Source organism: Novosphingobium aquiterrae (assembly GCF_042434435.1).
GTDB lineage: Bacteria > Pseudomonadota > Alphaproteobacteria > Sphingomonadales > Sphingomonadaceae > Novosphingobium > Novosphingobium aquiterrae.
Genome location: NZ_JBHLTL010000005.1, coordinates 95,291 through 112,316, shown reverse-complemented (window position 1 = coordinate 112,316; position 17,026 = coordinate 95,291). Strand labels below are relative to the sequence as shown.

Here is a 17,026-nt window from a genome sequence, read left to right as displayed (position 1 = left end):
CTACATCAAAAACCAATAGCCGAGCGCGCCCGCTGCCACTCCGTAAGCAAGCAGATAGCCAATCTTACCCCCGAGCGTAACTTCCCCCTCTTCGTCAGTAAATGGCTCGAGGGTCGGAATCGGTTCATCAACCTTACCCGTGATTATCGGGCCACCGGTCAAACCTTGGGTGCGGATGTAGGTATCGATGTCGAACGACATAGAAATCTCCTAAGCTCAGAAAATATATCCGAAACGCCGCCACCTCTCAAGTCCCGGCGACGGACAACGAACCTTGTTTAGGCCAAATTCAACCCCGGTTGGCGACACGCTTCCTAAGGACCTCGACCTGTCGAGCAACCTGGCATTTGTGTTTTCGTGGCTCCTCGTTTCAGCGCTAGGGCTGCTGCCGCTGTTTGACGAAACGCTCCCACGTGATCCCACACCTTCCGCGTCGGCATTGATCGTCTTTTTCGTTGCCGTTGGATCGGCCGCCGTGCTCAGGCGACACTACAGCTGGGTCGGCGTCGTCATGCACGTCTTCAGCCAGATTTTCATGTGGCTGTCCGTATTCTGCGTTTCGCTCGCGGGTGTCCTTTATACGGCCGGATAGAGGCAGGGCACAGGTCTTGAAACCACGGAAACTGAAACACATTTTTCGGCTCGTGGGCCGGGCGTGTCGCACTGAACGACAGGCCGGCGCACCGGGCGTGCTCGGTGTTGCGGTTCGCTATAAGCCTCTCGCTGCGCCAGCGCGATCTGTCGTCTTAATCGATGGAGAGAGCTATGGATTCATTGTTCAATCGGACGATGCCTTCGCAGCGCAGGGCAAGCCCCATCGACCGGGGCTTCGATGCCGGCCTGCGAAACCACATGATCGGCATCTATCGCAACATGGCGCTTGGTCTTGCCCTTACTGGTCTGGTCGCGTTTGGCGTCGCGTCCACGCCGGCCTTGTACGAGCCCATTTTCGGCACGCCGCTAAAGTGGGTGGCGATCTTTGCGCCTCTAGCCTTCGTACTCCTGCTATCGTTCGGCCTACATCAGATGTCGGCCGCCATGGCCCGGACAGCCTATTTCGTCTTCGCCGGCGTCATGGGCGTTTCGATGGCAAGCATCTTCCTGATGTTCACGGGCGAGAGCATTGCGCTCGCCTTCTTTACGGCCGCGGCGGTGTTCGCGGCGATGAGTCTGTGGGGCTATACCACCGGCGCTGACCTGTCGCGTTGGGCCCCCATCCTGATGGTTGGCCTGCTCGCTATCGTGGCGGCCAGCATCGTCAACCTGTTTCTGGGATCCTCGACGCTGCAGATGCTTTTCTCGATCGCGGGCATCGTGGTGTTCACCGGCCTGACGGCCTGGGATACACAGCGTCTCAGGAACGAGTATTACGCCTATGCCGGGCAGGAAGAGGCAAGCAAACTCGCCATCGTTGGCGCACTCTCGCTCTATCTCAACCTGATCAACCTGTTCCAGTTGCTGCTGACCTTCATGGGTCAGCGGCGCGAATAAAGGAGGACGGCACATGCACGATACCTCGCTCTGGCGCGGCGTTCCGCTGGTGGCGCAAAACTGGAAATGGATGATGGTTCGCGGTGTCCTGGCTCTGGCGCTGGGCATAGCGGCGCTGCTGTTCCCTGCGGGCGCACTCTTTGCCTTCACGATGCTGTTTGCCGCTTTTGCTGGCGTCGACGGCATCGCCTCGCTGATCGCCGGGATACAGGGCGCCGCGCACAAGGAGGATCGGTGGATCGCCTTGGTCCTGCGCGGCGTGCTCGGACTTGTAGCAGCCGGCCTCTTCGTAGCCTTGCCGCTGGAATTCACCGTCAGCTACGCGTTGGCGACACTGGTTCTGGTTGCTGCCTGGGCGATAGCGGTCGGCTTGCTGGAGATCGTCGCGGCGGTTCGGTTGCGCAAGGAAATCCGCGGGGAAGTGCTCCTCGCCCTTTCCGGCACGATCACCGTCGGGCTAGGCGTCGCGATACTGGTCCTGCTCTATCTGCAGCCGATCGCCTCGATCCTCTCCGTCGCATGGCTTATCGGCGCCTGGGCCTTGCTCGGGGGCGGGCTGTTGATCAGCCTTGCCTGGCGGCTGCGGGCTTCGCGACAGGGACACAAGGGACCTGATCCAGAGGCGGTGGCGGCGTAAAAGGAAGCGTGCGGCGACCCAAGTCGAAACTTGGGTTCGCCGCATCGATCCCGAGGGTGGCGCCGCAGGCGCCTTAGACCATCGCGGCTTCGATATAGACAACGGCATCCCTCACCGTCACGATCTTCTCGGCTTCATCGTCCGGTATCTGGACGTCGAAGCCTTCCTCGATCGCCATGACAAGCTCGACGACATCCAGACTGTCCGCACCCAGATCCTCCATGAAGCCGGATTCCGGCCTCACCTTGTCGGGGTCAACACCCAGTTGCTGGGCAACCAGGTTTGCAACGCGCGTAGCAGTATCAGTCATGTCTTTGCCCCCGGGCCATGCTGGCGGATGCCGCATGGTGGCCCCTGTGCATTATGCGGACACAGATTCACGGTAGCGGTTTGATGAGCAGCGGCATGAGGCCATTGGCGTCGAGATCGAGGTGATCGGACCAGACATAATCGCCGGTGAGATTGATGCGATCCCAACCCAATGGTGAGAGCCGAGACAGCATAGCCGGATCGATCTGGCTTCCGCGGCGGCGCATTTCTTCGACGGCGTGCCCAAGATAGCGACAGTTGAACAGGATGATCGCTGCGGTGACGAGGTTGAGGGCAGCCGCGCGGGTTTGCTGGTTCTCCAAGCCACGGTCGCGAAAGCGACCGAGCCGATGGAAGGCGACCGCTCGCGCCAGGCTGTTGCGCGCCTCGCCCTTGTTCAACTCGGCGGTGACCGTGCGGCGTAGCGCCGGATCGTCGAACCAGCGCAACGTGAACAGCGTGCGCTCGATCCGTCCTACCTCGCGGAGCGCCGCGGCGAGGCTGTTCTGCTGGCGGTAGGCGGATAGCTTTTTGAGGATCAGCGAGGGCGTAACGGTGCGATCACGCATCGCGCCGATGACGCGTTCGATATCCGGCCAGTGGCTGACGATCAGATCCCGGTTGAGCCTGTGACCGAACAGTGGCGCAAGCCTGCCATAGCGCTTCGAAGGTTCGAATGCGTAGAGGCGCCGGTCGGACAGGCGAGGAATGCGCGGCTCGAAATCGAGCCCGAGGAGATGCATCGTTGCGAACACGATGTCGGAAACGCCGCCTCCATCGACGTGCAGCGCGGTCAGATCGGCGTTGCTGTCATGGCCGAGGAGCCCATCGAGCGCATGGATGGCTTCTCCTGCCGTGCCGGCGATCACCGTCTGGTGCAGCGGCGCGTAGCGGTCGGTGATGGTGGTGTAGATCTTGACCACTGGGTCGCGACCATAATGGGCGTTGACCGCTCCGCCGGCTTCGCCCGGCCCGCCCAGGTAGAAGGCCTGGCCATCCGCGGAAGCCCGGTGTCCTTGCCCAAACCAGGCGGCGATCGGCTCGGCGTGGATGGCGTCGGTCAGACAGGCGAGCGCCGCCCGAAAGGTTTCCTCGCGCATGTGCCATGTCTGCATGCGCAGCAGCGCGCGGCGTGACCCTGCGCCGCATACCTCGGCCATGCGCGACAGCCCAAGATTGGTCGCTTCGGCAATCAGAGTGGCGAGGAAGGCCTGCTCATCGCCAGGCGGCAACCCGGTCGAGACGTGCCCGAAGTGCTGGGTGAAGCCGGTCCATCGTTCGACCTGCGACAGCACGTCGGTGATACGCGTGGCAGGCAGCATACCGTAGCAGGCAAGCGTCAGATGCCGTCCTTCGTCGTGCCCGGCATCATCGTCCTTCAGTTCCTTGGGGAAGCGCAATCGCTCGCCAGCGAACAGGGCAGCATCACGTCCGGCCAGATTCTGGGCGACGTCGCACAAGGCTTTGTCGAGTTGCGCGGCGCGCTGATCGAGCCATGCGTGTGGATCACCGAGCGAGAACACCGGTTGCAGCGCTGCGCCACTTGATGGCGCGAGCAGCACCTCCAGCGACCTGTGCAGCCGTGACCTCGGCACCCAGATATCACCCGATGCCAGTGCATTGGCGAGCGCCCCGTAGGTGGCCATCTCCCAATGCGTCCGGTCGATCTTGCCGGCGACCACGACATGGCGGTGCCAGCGCCGCTCGACATGACCGAGCGGAACGTCGGCAGGGAGCGGCTTGCGCCAGTCGCCATCAAGATCCGACAGGACCGTCATCGCATTGCGCAACGCCGCGGTGCCGGCCCGGCCGTGGAAATCGAGCGTTTGCAGGAATAGAGGTCCTATTCGTTTGAAGGTCCGGTATTCGGCTGCGATCTCGCTCAACACATCGTCCCTGTGAGGTGCCGCGGTACGACGGATGATCGCGGCATCGGCATCGAGCATGTCGAGAGGCACGATATCCCTGAGGGCCGCGCCGATATCTTCACCGGTGCGTGCTACCCGGCTAACTGTTTCCAGCACGGTGGCGATGCGCATCAGTCGGTCACGGCCTTCGCGTCCCGAAATCGCGATTCCCTGTTCCAGGCGTTTGCGGGCACGAAGGTGAGCGCGTCCCATCAAGGCGCCGAACATGGCGATCGCCGCGTCGGTAAGCGTGGCTTCCATCTCGCGCAGCGTAGCAAGCAGGATGACCCGCCTGCGGGAGGCGCGCATCTGTTGGAAGGCCTGGGCGGTATAGCGCACGCCTTCGCGGGCGAACTGCGTCATGCGTGGCTCGTGCAGGGGATCGACCGGAACACAGGAAATTCCGGTCCTGCGGATCAGAGCGACCTTCTCAAGGATTTCGGCGAGCGAGGCTGACGCGACGCGGGGCTGTGGTTCGCGCAGCCACGACAAGCGGCTCTGTCGATCATGCACCTTCTCATCGACCAGCGTATCGAGGCGCTGACGCATATCCGCATCGAGTTTATCATGGATTGCAGCGACCAGATCGGTTTCCACCCGCAGCATCGCCTCGGCCGCCATCCGCTCGACTACGCTGATGCCGGGGATAACGATGCGCCGCGTGCGCAGCTCGTCGAGCAGTCGATCGAGCAGAATACGCCCGTCCACGATGGGCATGGCTTCGATTTCCAGCCAGGTCATCATGATACCGCGCGCTGGCCGGCTCAGATCGGTGAAGCCGAAGCGCGCCTTGATGGCGGCAAGCTGATCGTAGCGGGTCGGCGCTCGCCGCGCGAAGTCGGCGATGGCGCCTGCATCCACCCCGACCTGCTCGGCGATATGGTCGAGCATGATCGCAGGCAACAGCTCGCCTGCGCGCAGATGCCGCCCCGGAAAGCGGAGGCAACAGAGTTGCAGGGCGTAGCTCAACCGGGTTGCCGGAGTGCGCGCGGTGCCGATTGCAGCAAGGTCCTCGGCATCGAGGCCATAGTGTCGCACCACCGCCGCCTCGCTGTCGGGCAAAGCAAGCAATGCGGCGCGCTGCCGCTGGGTCATCGGAATACGTGCGGGCATGTTTCATCCTTCAAAAACCTCTTGCCTTTTGCCCGCTTAATGAAAGAGGATTGTGAAAGGCCCAAGGCTGCGGAAATTGGTGCATCCTGTTTCCACCTCCGGATACGGCCGTTTGTGAAAGAAGCTGGATGACGCGCGAATCCTATCTGATCGGCTATGCCCGCGTGTCGAAGGGCGACGACCAGTCGAACGCCACGCAGCGGCGCGCGCTCGACGCGCTCGGCTGCAAACGTGTATTCGAGGAGACCGCTAGCGGCGGGCGATGGGACCGACCCAAGCTCCTGGAGATGATCGGGCAGTTGCGCGAGGGAGATGTCGTCGTCGTCTGGAAGCTCGACCGGCTGTCGCGCAGCCTGAAGGACATGCTGCACATCATGGAGCGGATCGAGCTCGCGGGAGCGGGCTTTCGTTCGTTGACCGAAGCGATCGACACCACCACCGCGGCAGGGCGGATGATGATGCAAATGGTGGGAAGCTTCGCCGAGTTCGAGCGGGCCATGATCCGCGAACGCACCAGCGCCGGCCTTGCCCAGGCACGTGCCGAAGGGCGGATCGGCGGACGACGGCGCAAGCTCGGCGACAAGCAGCGTCGCGAAATCGCCGAATCCGTCACCTCCGGTCGCAAGTCCGGTGCCGAGATGGCACGGTTGTACGGCGTCAGCGAACCCACGGTCTCGCGCATCGTCGCCGCGCACCGCCAGCAATTCAGTCAGCAGCAGAGGGAACAGGCATGAAGCGTGGTCACGATCTGTCCGGCGTCATGAAGTTCGCCACCTCGCCGGCCTGGGGCGAGCATCTGGGCGAGGCGCTCGGCGATCATCTCGGTCTGGCGATGGAGGAGTTCGACTTCGAAGCGGACGAGCTGGCAGACATCGTCGGCGATCATTGGGCCGGCGTGTTGTGGGGATGCGCGTTCGAGGATCTGCTCACGCGCACCATCGAACCCGGGGACCGGAACATTGTTGATGACTATATTCGGCGCCGGGGTTGGAACGAGAGCGGCTCGACCAAAATCTACCTGCGTGCCCTTCGATCGTCGGTGATGAGCCTCTACGAAGTCAGCGAGGTCGAGCCCGGGAGCGGCTTCCTTGTGCGCGACCTGATCCAGGGCGACGAGCCACTTCGAGTATCCGAGCGCAGCGCCTCGCAGACGCTGAAGCAATGGGACAGGATCGGTGCCCGCGTCGTGCAGGTCGGAGGCAAGCACCTCCTGTCGGGCGGCGTGCTGTCGTTCACGATGGAGGCGGCCGAGGCGCTCGTCGCCGATCTGCGGCGCTCGAAGGGCAAGCGCAGCCCGCGCACCGCGTTGAACCTAGACGCCGACGATCTTGCTGCGCTTCCAGCCCTCATCAGCACGGCATGGCTGTTCGATGTCGTTCCCAAGACCATGGGACCGGCGTCGATCCCTACGCTGCACAACAGTGATGGCGAGGAAGTGGTGTTCCACCGCGTGCGCTTTCCCTTCGCACGCGGCGTGACCCAGGCGCTGGTCGGTGAGCGGCTCGATACTATCCCTGCGCTTCAGCGGGAAACCACGCACTTCTGGAACTGGCTGGGCGAGGAACCGAACGGAATAGCGAAGAGCACCGGGCGTATGGCGTGGGGTGTGACGATGGCGGACGGCACCCCGGTGCTCGGCAATGTCGAATTGAAAGGCCGCGCCCTGATTCTCGCCGTCACCTCGGCCGAGCGGGCGAAACGCGGCACCGCGCTCATGACCGATGCGCTAGCCGGGTTGGTCGGCTCGCCGCTGACCACGATCGAGACGGTCGAACAGGCCATGGCGGCGCGGGCCGAGGGACTGACAATGTCCGAACCGGCACCCGCCATTGCGCCAGAGGTGGCAACCCCGCTCATCCATGCCATGCTCGACCGTCAGTACCGCGCGACGCTCGATGAACCCATCGGCATACTCGGCGACATCACCCCGCGCGCAGCCGTTCAAACGGCCGCAGGCCGGCACCGAGTAGCCGGGTGGCTCAAGCATCTCGAAAACCGCAGCAGCAGCCAACTCGACGCGAACGACCCGATGGCCACCTACGACTTCACCTGGATGTGGCGCGAACTTGGCATCGAGAACCTGCGCAAATAGTTGGCTACCCCTGACGTCGATGCCTACCGTGAATCTGTGTCCCTACAATGCACAGGGGCCAGCCAGCGTCGCAAGTTGCCGTAAGCAAATGCGCGGCAGGCCAGATCAAGCGCCAGAATCGCCGCGATGGCGTAATCGATCAGGAAGAAAATCGCGTCGCGTTCAATAAATGGCGCGGCAACGAAGAAACCTATGAGGGCGACATCGAGCAACAACAGCCAGCTTTGAAAGCGCAAGGCTGACCCGGAGGCGCCATAATATAACTCATGCATTCTGTCTTGCAGGTTCGGTCTCAAAGCGCCCCACCTTCTGCAATATCATCGGCCGCATCATTGGCGGATTTCGCTGGCACATGAGTTGAGGAATTTGGTGGGACATCAGAGTTGCGACCGGAAACGGCATCGATGGCGGCGTCACCCTCGCGGCCGAAGAGGCCTCGGATGCGCAGATCATGCTGAGGGAACGGGATTTCAACTCCGTTTTTGCGCAATGCATCGTCAAGAGCCCAGTAATATGCTGCCATCATACTACCGGGGCGTTTTACGGCATCGAGGCTCGGCCAGACGATCAGGGCAAATTCCAGTGCGGAATCGCCGAACCCGGTCAACCAGACCTGCGATTTTCTATCACCTTCATCCGGCAAGGTAAACGGCACGGAGCGTGCAGCTTCAAGAGCGGCCTGTTTTACGATCTCCTTGTCAGTCCCATAGGCCACGGTGAATGGTACGCGAACTCGCCGCGAGGCACGATCACGGGTCCAGTTGGTCAACTTGGCACCAAGGAGATTGGCGTTAGGAACCACCACATCGACATGATCTGTCGTGCGCAGCGTAGTCGCTCGCGGTCCGATTGCCGCAACAGAGCCAGCGGTCCCATCATCTAGCTGGAGACCCGCAAAAACCGGGTAGTTTGAGGCGGATTGGTCCGCCGAGGACTGCCCCCTATGTGCCGCTGGGCCATAACGACCGCGCCGTAGGTCTGTTTCCGGCGGTAATTCGGGCGGTTTGAGGCGGGTCTCCAGGGTTTTGGGCAGAATCATCCCATGCTTTGGCGGCGCTCGTGGAAGATCAGCCGGTTGAAGTTGTAGGCCAGATTGCAAAGGGTGAGCTTCGCTTCGGCGCGGGCCAGGCCGATGGTGCGGATGAACATCCCGAACCGGTTCTTCTGGTGCGCGAAAACATGTTCGACGTGGGCCCGGATCGAGGACTTTGCGGCGTTGGCCCTGGCGATCGCTTTCGGCATAGGCTTGCCCTTGGGTTTTCGCCGGTGAATTCGCGATGTGAGCATCCGATCCGACAGCCACTTCTCGTTGCGTTTTGAGCGATAGGCGCTGTCTGCCCAGACATCGGAGCCAGTGTTGTCGGTGCTCACGACGTGTCGAAGGAGACGCCCATCTGCGGCCGATGCCGAAGTGACCGCCATCTCCCGGATGAAGCCATAGCGTCGGTCGATGCTGATATGCGATTTGTAGCCGAAGACCGGCAGGGCAATCATGGGCAACGCCGTGCCGTCCTCGCGATAGCGCACCTTGCCGCCGATCTTGAGCGTCCAGCGTGCATCGGTGTCCTTCTGCGCGGCCTTGTTCGGTTCATCGGGCCAGATATCCTTCGCTCTCTTGCCCGACTTGATCGCCTCGCGTTCGCCCTCGGTATTTCGCTGCTTCGGCGCAGGCACCAGCGAGGCGTCGACAATCTGCCCAGACATCGGGATGTAGCCCTTCTTCTGGAGTTGCCAGTCGAAGGCCTTCATCACCCGCTTCAGCGTTCCGGTCTCGGTCAGGCGGTTGCGGAAATGCCGAATCGTGTTCTCATCAGGCGTGCAGTCCCCGAGCGACAGCCCAAGAAAGCGCAGCCAACTCAGGCGATCCCGGATCATGAATTCCATCCGCGCATCCGACAGGTTGTGCTGCGCCTGCAGGATCAGTGCCTTGAACATCATCACCGGATCGAACGGCGGTCGCCCGCCCTTCGCGCCATCGCCGTAGCCCAGCCCCCCAACAAGCCAACCGCGGAAATACTCGAAGTCCACCGTCTGCTGCAGAACTTCAAGCGGATCGCCGTCCTTGCTCAAGGCCTCGAGATGATCGCTCAAACTGAACAGGGACTTTGGATCCACCACGGCTCTCCATGATCGCTCCCGATCAATGAATCACCATAGCCGCCGAAACTCCATCGGTTTTTGCGGGTCTCCAGCTCGACATAGTCGCCAATCTCGATGCTCCCATCGAACAGAAGAATGATCCCGCAAACGAAGTTCTTGACCACGTCTTGAAGTCCGAGGCCTATGCCAACGCCAAGTGCTCCGGCGAAAAGCGACAAAGCCGAAAGATCGACTCCAAGGGCAGAGATGGCTGTGGCAATGGCTGCAAAAACAATGATATACCGGACGACTTGGCCGGCAACGTAAAGTGTCGATGCCCGCCCCTCTCCTAGCCGACCCTGCGCACGTTTCGTCAACTGGCGTATGATCCAAATAGCCGAAGCGGCAAGTACGAGAATGAAGCCTGCGGACAGGAGCGAGGACAGAGTGATGCCGGTGCCGCCTATACTGACAATGGGATGTGCCATCGTTCCATCCAAGCTGTTCATGCAAGCAACCCTCCCATCCACTGTTTGGCAACTACCACCATTTCACCGATCAGGTCTTCGTCCATCGAGGTGCGCCAGCAAACGAAAGGCGAAAACTCCAGATGGGGCATCCCGCCAACAGGGGTTAGCTTGCCCGCACGCAGGTATGCAGTAGCCAGGCGTTCCGGGACATACCCGCAGGATTCTGTAGCGACGAGCCAGTCAAGCGACAGAATACCAAGATCAAGGTCCAGACCTGCCGCAGGCAGGTCCCCGAGGCGGGCGCGCAATTCGGCGGCTGCATTCTCGCCCCAATCGATCCGCGTGAAATTGTCCTGCCAGGGCTGGGATGGACGAGCGGTTACCAGGATCAGCCTGTCCGACGCCAGTTGTTCAATACGCAGCCCGCGGCGTAGAATTGGATCATAAAGAAAGGCGAGATCCATTTCCTCGTCTTCCAGAGCCCGGTTCAGCTGAGCAGGTGCCGCCGCCGTGGCATGAAACGCCACATCCGGTCGCGCATCGCGCATGTCCTTCAGCCAGGGGATGAGAACCGATGGCCAGAGAGCGTGCTGGCCACCCACCCTGACAGCTTGTGTAAAACGCTGCGGTAAGGCGGCTTGCTCGCAGCCTTGTTGCCATGCCCTGAGCAAATTCTGCGCCGGTATCAGAAAGCGCCGTCCTGCGGTGGTCAAGCGGCATCCTCGCTTGTCCCGATCGAAGAGGCGGACACGCAATTCGTGTTCAAGCTGCTTTATTCGCTCGGTCACCGCAGAGGGGCTGGCATGAACCCGTGTTGCCGCCTCGGAAAAGCTGCCCGCGGCCGCTGCTGCGAGAAATGTTCGGATCGTCGCTACATCCATAAATTCTGAATATCAGAAGTTAATATTCTGACAATTCCGTTTCTACAAATTAAATATGAGTGCCACTGTGCCAGCGAAGTCCGAAGCCGTTGTAAGGTTTGTCGGCATTCAATGACCGTTCGGGAGAGGCGGGTGGTTGCGCTGAACGCTGATAGTGACCGAGACAGCGCAACCATCCGACCTGGCAAGGGGATGTCCGACGCGCGGACACGCCAACTCGCTGCAAACAAGAGGCAGGCGTCATTGCAGGCGCAGCTAAATCGGTTGCGGAAACTGGAGGTGAAGGCTGGCCAGAGGCTGATCGCGCACAAGCGACAGTTCGTCACTGCGGACTGGCAACGCGGTTACCATGAGCCTGGGACGACAAAAGCTGTCTACTGGGCGCAAAAATTGTCCGCGGCCCTGCAGGGGTGGCAGGCTGCGGCTACTGAACTGCTGTCGATCACAGGGCAGATATCCATGCTCGAGATCACGATTGCGCAATCCCTGGCAGAACCACGCCCCGATTGCTCCGTTTCGCCAGCATCCCGAATAGTGAAAGGATTCACATGAAAACGTCCGAAACAGATAACGCGGTCATGGATCGGCATCCTGCCCACATGGCTCAAGTCAATCGGGGGATATCTCTGCCATTTACAGCGTCGCCGGGATTTGAGTTGAAGCCCAGGCCGCTGGGCTTTGCTTATGACGCGCTAGAGCCGCACGTCTCGGCAGAAACCATGCATTACCATTTCGACAAACATTACCTTGGCTATCTTGCGAAAGTGAACGCGATGGTTGCGGGGACAAATCTTGCTGCCTTGCCGTTAGAAGATATGGTTCGTCAGGCTGCCTGGAAGCGGAAGCGCGCGCTGCTCATTAATGCCGCACAATCGTGGAATCATGCCTTTTTCTGGGAGTGCCTGAGCCCGGAAGGCAAGAATGGTCCTGACCTGATTCTTGCCGAGGCTTTGGCCAAGGCGTTCGGCAGTCTCGAGAAATTTCGCCAGAAATTTATCGAAAAGGGAATGGCGCACTTTGGATCGGGCTGGCTGTGGCTGGCCTGGCATCAGGATCGAGGGCTCATGCTCAGCACGACCGACAACGCGACGCCCGTCTGGTTGGCTAGCGGCCGTACTCCGCTACTAGTAAGCGATCTGTGGGAGCATGCCTATTACCTCGACTGGAAGAATGACCGAGCAGGCTGGCTGGAGGCTTTCATCACCGATTGCGCGAACTGGCATATGGCGGGCGCACAGCTAGCGGCTCTCGTCAATGGCACTCCCACATGGCGGTTCTCGACATGATCTGGAGAAGCATTCGCTCCGATTAGCTTGCTTACACATAGCCGGGCTCTAAAGCTCGGCGGATGAACAATGCGCTTATAATATCTTTGATCTTTATGGCTGGGCTTATCGGGTTTGCGACCGACAAGCTTCGGCATGATCTCGTCGCTCTCTTGATGCTGGCTGCTTGTCTGATGCTGGGCCTCGTCCCGGCAGGTCAGGCATTTACAGGCTTCGCCGATCCGGTGGTGATTACCGTCGCTGCGGTGATGATCGTGAGTGCCGCCATCTCGCGTTCGGGTATGCTGGCTCATGCGCTTCGGCCATTCCAGCGCTGGATGCGCGCTGAGACTGGCATTGCCATTGTCTATTCACTGCTGTGCGGAGTGGCTTCAGCCTTCATGAATAATGTCGGCGCACTGGCTTTGCTCCTGCCAGCTGCGCTTGCGACTTGTCGGTCGGCAAAGGTCTCACCCAGCCGTATTCTCATGCCTATGGCGTTCTCCTCCTTGCTGGGAGGCCTCGTGACGCTGATCGGGACGCCACCGAACGTCATTCTGGCGGAACTGCGCACTGACTATGGCAAGCCGGCCTTCGGCATGTTTGACTTTGCCTATGTCGGGCTGCCGCTCGCCTTGGCTGGATTGATCCTGACCATCCTGCTCGTTCGTTTTCTTCCATCGCGCGCAGCGAGCGAAGGTGACCCGCTGAAATTCAAGGTGGCCGACTATCTGTTCGAACTGCGAGTCCCTGCTGGCGTTTCTCATAACCTGACCGTGGAAAAGCTGGCGTCAGTCGGATCGGGAGATGATCGGCTTGCGGTTCACGCAATCGATCGTGGCGGGATTCTCGTCACCGCTCCGCGCCAGACCCGTCCGCTGCTGCCGGGGGACATCATTCAAGTCGAGGGACGTGCTCCCGTTGTCGAACAGGCGCTGGAGCGCCTTGCTCTCGAAATCGCTTCCGACGCTGAAGATGACTTGCTTGAGGGCTCGTTTCTGGAATGCGTTGTCACCGAGAACAGCAGCCTGGTGATGAAAGATGATGCCACGAGGATGCTGGCCCAGCAGGGTGCGTCTCTCGTTGCCATCAGTCGCCGGGGCAAAAGCATTGCCAGCGGACTGGCCGCGATGCGGTTGCAGGTTGGCGATGTCATTCTCTTGCAGGCAGACCCAACTCGCACCGGCGACCTTGCCCATGCTTTCGATCTGCTGCCGCTTGCCGAACGGCCATTGAACCTGCGCGTAACCGCAAAGGACTGGCTACCCATTGGCGCGCTTCTCGGTGCCATACTGGCCGCATCGACTGGCATGGTCGGCCTTGCTGTCGCCCTCATGCTTGCCGTGACCGCTCTGGGAGTAACGGGCCGACTGCGCGGGCAAGTCTATCACGACATCGACTGGCCTATCATCATCCTGCTTGCCGCGCTGATTCCCGTGGCGCAAGCCTTCGCGGCCAGTGGTGCTGGTGAATCAATTGCCGGCGTGATCAGTAGTGTTGGCAGAGGTCAGCCAGAATGGATTTTGGTGGGCATAGCGCTAGGGCTGACAATGGCCGTCACGCCATTTCTCAACAATGCCGCCGCCGTTCTGATCATGGGGCCGATTGCGGCTCAGACCGGGCTGGAAACCGGTGTGCCTGTCGATGCCATGCTGATGGCGGTGGCAATCGGTGCATCTTGCGATTTTCTGACCCCGATCGGGCATCAATCCAATACGCTGGTGTGGGGGCCAGGCGGATACCGTTTCTCCGACTATGCCCGTGTCGGCACGCCGTTGACCTTGCTTGTGCTTGTCCTCGGTACCGTGCTCATTGTTTCGGCTTGGGGATAAGGGCAGATGCAAGAAAACGCGCTTGGCCCATTCGATATCGCAGCCGTCCTGATCCTGCTCGCGGCCGCGCTCGGTTACGCGAACCATCGCCTGCTGAAGCTGCCTTCTGCAGTAGGAATGACCCTGATGGGGGCACTGGCTTCACTGGCCATCATCGGCACCGGCCTTGCCTTCCCGTCGTGGGGGTTGACCCCGATAGTCGAACGTTTTCTTGCCAGCATTGATTTCCACGCGGCGCTGATGGAGGGCATGCTGTCCTTCCTGCTCTTTGCCGGTGCGTTACATGTCGACTGGCAGGATATGCGCGCCAACCGGGCGGTGATATTCGGGCTCGCCACTGTCGGTGTCGTGATTGCCACCGCGCTTGTAGGGCTAGGAGCATGGTGGCTGTCTGGATTGATGGGGTTGGGTATTCCGTTGGTCTGGGCGCTGGTTTTCGGTGCCTTGATCAGCCCGACCGACCCGGTTGCGGTTATGGCAATCTTGAAACGCGCCGCTGTGCCGCCTGCACTCCAAGCTACGGTTGCCGGTGAGAGCCTGTTCAACGATGGCATCGGTGTCGTGATTTTTGCAATCCTGCTCTCAATCGCGACGGGATCGGAAGCATTCAACTGGGCTCACGTGGCGAGCGACTTTGCGCGCGAAGCACTTGGCGGAGCGGCCTTTGGCTTTGCTGTTGGCTGGTTTGGGTTCGTGGCCATGCGTTCCATTGACGACTACGGTGTCGAGGTCATGATCAGCCTGGCTGTGGTCATGGCAGGCTACAGCCTGTCGCACGCCCTGCACGTCAGTGGCCCGGTAGCAATGGCGGTGGCAGGCCTGCTCATCGGCAATGCGGGTGTCGCGCAAGCCATGAGCGACGTGACGCGCGATTACCTTATCAAGTTCTGGGAGTTGGTCGACGAAATCCTGAACACAGTGCTGTTTCTGCTCATCGGCCTCGAAGTCGTGCTGGTCACCCGGCAACCGGCACTGCTCCTGTTCGGTGTTCTGGCCATTCCGCTCGCCCTGGGCGCGCGCTGGCTATCTGTATCCGTGCCATTGATCCTGCTTCGTGCGCGGATCAATCTGGGCCGACTGGCCGCCCCTACGCTTGTCTGGGGTGGCCTGAGGGGCGGAATTTCCGTAGCGCTGGCATTGTCGCTTCCGCCCAGTGCTTATCGAACACCGCTCGTTGCCGCGACATTCGTAATCGTCCTGTTTTCCGTTATCATTCAAGGGGGGAGTATTGGTGGGCTGATCCGTCGGCTCAACCAAAAGCATGGATTGCCTGCGGGAGGGGATAAATGACGCCAGACAATGACGCTTCACTGTTCCGGCTCGGTAGAGTGAAAGACAATGCGCTCCGTTCGTTCCAGGCCTTTCGCGCCCAGATCGACAAAACTGGGCTATTCCCCGATCTCAAGGGTGATCTGGGAAAGAACCTGCGCCAATCGGTACGGGATGAGGGGCGGCTGACAAAGTCGTACATGCTGATGTGCGGGCTTTCGGCAGGTATCGCCGCGCTCGGCCTTCTCCAATCCTCAACGGCTGTCGTCATCGGGGCCATGCTGATCTCGCCTCTCATGGGACCGATTGCCTCGATGGGCTTTGGTTTCGCATCGTTTGATGGACACCAGATCAGGGATTCGGTGAAGGTCATAGCGATAGGCGCTGCGATCGGTATCCTGACCGGTATCCTGCTGACCTGGCTCAGCCCAATTCGCAATGCCACGCCAGAAATCATTGCCCGAACCGAGCCGACATTACTCGACCTGGTGGTTGCCATTTTCTCCGGCATCGCTGGGGCTTACGCGACGGTTCAGCAAAAGGGTGCGACTGCGATCGGGGTGGCGATCGCCACCGCGTTGATGCCGCCGCTGGCGACCGTTGGCTATGGGCTGGGCGTCGGCAGCCTGACCTTCGCCTTTGGCGCCTTCCTCCTGTTCCTGACCAATTTGGCGGCGATTGCATTTTCATTCGCACTGGTTGCTCGATTGAGCGGCGCCGCGCGGCCGCTGTCCAATGTCGAAATTACTCCGCGCTATATCATCGCAGGCATAGCTGCCTTCGCCGTTCTGGCAACGCCGCTGGGTGTGACACTCTACCGTGTGACGGCAGAGGCGAAAGCTCAAGCCACAGTCAGAAGGCTACTTGAGGAAGATTTGAAACTCAGGCCGGCCAATATCGCGCAATTGCAGGTTAAATGGCCTCTGCGTGGAACGCCGTCCGTCGACGCCGTCGTTGTTGCTCCACAGTATTCGAACGATGCCGAACGGCGTCTGTTGGCGAAGTTGGAAACGGAATGGGGTGAGCGGCCTGCGTTGAATCTGCAGCAGGTCGTTGCCGCTGACCTCAAATCGCAAACCGCGGCAATCGTCGATGCGGCGGTCGAGCGTTCCGCTAACGGCATTGCCCAGGACGTTCCGCCGCTGGTCGCCATCCGTGAGGCGGTCGGGCTTCCGACGCAGGCACTTTGGGTTAATCGTTCCGAGCGAATGGTCCAGATCGTACCGTTCGCTGCCGACGGATGGAAACTGGCTGATTACCGCGCAGCCGAGCAGGCGGCTGCTGCGGCGGGCTCTGGTTGGCAGGTCAGGGTCATTCCTCCGGTTCAACCACGCTTGTTTGTGCCCATTGCCGTCCAAGATGGTGCGCCTCAGCGCAACGCAGCATTGGAGGATGCCATCTGGGCGATCAATCGCTGGGGTGTGCAGGGCATCACTGTTGCCGGATTGGTGAACGCAAACGTCGCGTCGGCGGATCAATCGCAGGCGCTTGGGCTTGCCCGGTTTGTATCGACTGAACTTCAAGGATTGGGCATCCGCTCGCGCCCGATCAGCTTGGAGCAGGAGCGTCTCCTACTTGCGCCCCGGGGAGAGGCTGGGGTTCTGGTATTTATTGTCGCACCGCCAAGGCGTTCTGGCCAGACGTCGCTATCTCAGTAGCGCGGTGGGCGTGTCGGCGTAAA

General features: G+C 60.7%; 18 protein-coding genes. 10 read left to right on the top strand and 8 right to left on the bottom strand.

What is annotated here, in order from left to right:
* Positions 1-201 carry a hypothetical protein gene (locus ACFFF7_RS09030; protein WP_379481047.1) on the bottom strand — a complete coding sequence of 67 codons (201 nt, stop codon included), beginning with the start codon at positions 199-201 and terminating at the stop codon, positions 1-3.
* A gap of 73 nt (positions 202-274) precedes the next feature.
* Here ACFFF7_RS09030 and ACFFF7_RS09025 point away from each other — a divergent pair, with 73 nt between their 5' ends.
* From ACFFF7_RS09025 to ACFFF7_RS09015, 3 genes are all read left to right on the top strand, one after another.
* The gene (locus ACFFF7_RS09025; protein ID WP_379481046.1) at positions 275-592 is read left to right on the top strand and encodes a hypothetical protein; all 318 of its coding nucleotides are present in this window, start codon (positions 275-277) and stop codon (positions 590-592) included.
* Between the two features lie 197 nt (positions 593-789).
* Positions 790-1,491: a Bax inhibitor-1/YccA family protein gene (locus ACFFF7_RS09020; RefSeq protein WP_379481156.1), complete on the top strand. Its 702-nt coding sequence runs from the start codon at positions 790-792 to the stop codon at positions 1,489-1,491.
* Positions 1,492-1,504: 13 nt separating this feature from the next.
* Entirely contained in the window at positions 1,505-2,128 is a 624-nt protein-coding gene (locus ACFFF7_RS09015; protein WP_066701749.1) for an HdeD family acid-resistance protein, read from the top strand.
* A gap of 73 nt (positions 2,129-2,201) precedes the next feature.
* On the opposite strand, the gene ACFFF7_RS09010 is transcribed toward ACFFF7_RS09015, so the two are convergent.
* Together ACFFF7_RS09010 and ACFFF7_RS09005 are read right to left on the bottom strand one after the other, a co-directional pair.
* The gene (locus ACFFF7_RS09010; protein WP_379481045.1) at positions 2,202-2,438 is read right to left on the bottom strand and encodes an acyl carrier protein; all 237 of its coding nucleotides are present in this window, start codon (positions 2,436-2,438) and stop codon (positions 2,202-2,204) included.
* Positions 2,439-2,505: 67 nt separating this feature from the next.
* Positions 2,506-5,457 (bottom strand): Tn3 family transposase, encoded by a 2,952-nt coding sequence (locus ACFFF7_RS09005; RefSeq protein ID WP_021226799.1) that lies wholly within the window; start codon positions 5,455-5,457, stop codon positions 2,506-2,508.
* A 128-nt stretch (positions 5,458-5,585) separates the two neighbouring features.
* Between ACFFF7_RS09005 and ACFFF7_RS09000 the strand changes: the two genes are divergently transcribed.
* Both ACFFF7_RS09000 and ACFFF7_RS08995 read left to right on the top strand, forming a co-directional pair.
* Entirely contained in the window at positions 5,586-6,191 is a 606-nt protein-coding gene (locus ACFFF7_RS09000; RefSeq protein ID WP_021226800.1) for a recombinase family protein, read from the top strand.
* Entirely contained in the window at positions 6,188-7,549 is a 1,362-nt protein-coding gene (locus ACFFF7_RS08995; RefSeq protein WP_021226801.1) for a DUF7986 domain-containing protein, read from the top strand. Before ACFFF7_RS09000 ends, ACFFF7_RS08995 begins: the two co-directional genes overlap by 4 nt.
* A gap of 23 nt (positions 7,550-7,572) precedes the next feature.
* On the opposite strand, the gene ACFFF7_RS08990 is transcribed toward ACFFF7_RS08995, so the two are convergent.
* Genes ACFFF7_RS08990 through ACFFF7_RS08970 form a run of 5 tightly spaced genes read right to left on the bottom strand, consistent with a single transcriptional unit; the run spans position 7,573 to position 10,979 of the window.
* A complete protein-coding gene (locus ACFFF7_RS08990; RefSeq protein WP_379481044.1) occupies positions 7,573-7,821 on the bottom strand; it encodes a hypothetical protein in 249 nt (82 codons plus the stop codon).
* Positions 7,822-7,841: 20 nt separating this feature from the next.
* Positions 7,842-8,588, bottom strand: a complete 747-nt coding sequence (locus ACFFF7_RS08985; RefSeq protein WP_379481043.1) for a mechanosensitive ion channel family protein — start codon at positions 8,586-8,588, stop codon at positions 7,842-7,844.
* Positions 8,585-9,667 (bottom strand): transposase, encoded by a 1,083-nt coding sequence (locus ACFFF7_RS08980; protein WP_379481042.1) that lies wholly within the window; start codon positions 9,665-9,667, stop codon positions 8,585-8,587. The genes ACFFF7_RS08985 and ACFFF7_RS08980 overlap by 4 nt, the downstream gene beginning before the upstream one ends.
* Positions 9,637-10,137 (bottom strand): mechanosensitive ion channel family protein, encoded by a 501-nt coding sequence (locus tag ACFFF7_RS08975; RefSeq protein ID WP_379481041.1) that lies wholly within the window; start codon positions 10,135-10,137, stop codon positions 9,637-9,639. The genes ACFFF7_RS08980 and ACFFF7_RS08975 overlap by 31 nt, the downstream gene beginning before the upstream one ends.
* Positions 10,134-10,979, bottom strand: coding sequence for a LysR family transcriptional regulator (locus ACFFF7_RS08970; protein ID WP_379481040.1), 846 nt, complete (start codon positions 10,977-10,979; stop codon positions 10,134-10,136). The genes ACFFF7_RS08975 and ACFFF7_RS08970 overlap by 4 nt, the downstream gene beginning before the upstream one ends.
* 132 nt (positions 10,980-11,111) lie before the next feature.
* On the opposite strand from ACFFF7_RS08970, the gene ACFFF7_RS08965 reads away from it, so the two are divergent.
* The 5 genes from ACFFF7_RS08965 to ACFFF7_RS08945 all read left to right on the top strand — a co-directional run bounded on the left by ACFFF7_RS08965 (position 11,112) and on the right by ACFFF7_RS08945 (position 17,003).
* Positions 11,112-11,531, top strand: coding sequence for a hypothetical protein (locus ACFFF7_RS08965; RefSeq protein WP_379481039.1), 420 nt, complete (start codon positions 11,112-11,114; stop codon positions 11,529-11,531).
* Complete coding sequence (locus ACFFF7_RS08960; protein WP_379481038.1) at positions 11,528-12,265, top strand: superoxide dismutase; 738 nt, start codon at positions 11,528-11,530, stop codon at positions 12,263-12,265. Before ACFFF7_RS08965 ends, ACFFF7_RS08960 begins: the two co-directional genes overlap by 4 nt.
* A gap of 62 nt (positions 12,266-12,327) precedes the next feature.
* Complete coding sequence (locus ACFFF7_RS08955) at positions 12,328-14,076, top strand: SLC13 family permease (RefSeq protein ID WP_379481037.1); 1,749 nt, start codon at positions 12,328-12,330, stop codon at positions 14,074-14,076.
* Between the two features lie 6 nt (positions 14,077-14,082).
* Entirely contained in the window at positions 14,083-15,366 is a 1,284-nt protein-coding gene (locus tag ACFFF7_RS08950; RefSeq protein ID WP_379481036.1) for a cation:proton antiporter, read from the top strand.
* Complete coding sequence (locus tag ACFFF7_RS08945) at positions 15,363-17,003, top strand: TIGR00341 family protein (protein WP_379481035.1); 1,641 nt, start codon at positions 15,363-15,365, stop codon at positions 17,001-17,003. Before ACFFF7_RS08950 ends, ACFFF7_RS08945 begins: the two co-directional genes overlap by 4 nt.
* Positions 17,004-17,026 lie beyond the last annotated feature (23 nt).

Excerpts from the sequence above, each read along its gene's own strand:
- ACFFF7_RS09030 (WP_379481047.1), bottom strand. The coding sequence starts at position 201 with ATGTCGTTCGACATCGATACCTACATCCGCACCCAAGGTTTGACCGGT.
- ACFFF7_RS09020 (WP_379481156.1), top strand. The coding sequence starts at position 790 with ATGCCTTCGCAGCGCAGGGCAAGCCCCATCGACCGGGGCTTCGATGCC.
- ACFFF7_RS09015 (WP_066701749.1), top strand. The coding sequence starts at position 1,505 with ATGCACGATACCTCGCTCTGGCGCGGCGTTCCGCTGGTGGCGCAAAAC.
- ACFFF7_RS09010 (WP_379481045.1), bottom strand. The coding sequence starts at position 2,438 with ATGACTGATACTGCTACGCGCGTTGCAAACCTGGTTGCCCAGCAACTG.
- ACFFF7_RS09005 (WP_021226799.1), bottom strand. The coding sequence starts at position 5,457 with ATGCCCGCACGTATTCCGATGACCCAGCGGCAGCGCGCCGCATTGCTT.
- ACFFF7_RS09000 (WP_021226800.1), top strand. The coding sequence starts at position 5,586 with ATGACGCGCGAATCCTATCTGATCGGCTATGCCCGCGTGTCGAAGGGC.
- ACFFF7_RS08995 (WP_021226801.1), top strand. The coding sequence starts at position 6,188 with ATGAAGCGTGGTCACGATCTGTCCGGCGTCATGAAGTTCGCCACCTCG.
- ACFFF7_RS08990 (WP_379481044.1), bottom strand. The coding sequence starts at position 7,821 with ATGCATGAGTTATATTATGGCGCCTCCGGGTCAGCCTTGCGCTTTCAA.
- ACFFF7_RS08985 (WP_379481043.1), bottom strand. The coding sequence starts at position 8,588 with ATGATTCTGCCCAAAACCCTGGAGACCCGCCTCAAACCGCCCGAATTA.
- ACFFF7_RS08975 (WP_379481041.1), bottom strand. The coding sequence starts at position 10,137 with ATGAACAGCTTGGATGGAACGATGGCACATCCCATTGTCAGTATAGGC.
- ACFFF7_RS08970 (WP_379481040.1), bottom strand. The coding sequence starts at position 10,979 with ATGGATGTAGCGACGATCCGAACATTTCTCGCAGCAGCGGCCGCGGGC.
- ACFFF7_RS08960 (WP_379481038.1), top strand. The coding sequence starts at position 11,528 with ATGAAAACGTCCGAAACAGATAACGCGGTCATGGATCGGCATCCTGCC.
- ACFFF7_RS08955 (WP_379481037.1), top strand. The coding sequence starts at position 12,328 with ATGAACAATGCGCTTATAATATCTTTGATCTTTATGGCTGGGCTTATC.
- ACFFF7_RS08950 (WP_379481036.1), top strand. The coding sequence starts at position 14,083 with ATGCAAGAAAACGCGCTTGGCCCATTCGATATCGCAGCCGTCCTGATC.
- ACFFF7_RS08945 (WP_379481035.1), top strand. The coding sequence starts at position 15,363 with ATGACGCCAGACAATGACGCTTCACTGTTCCGGCTCGGTAGAGTGAAA.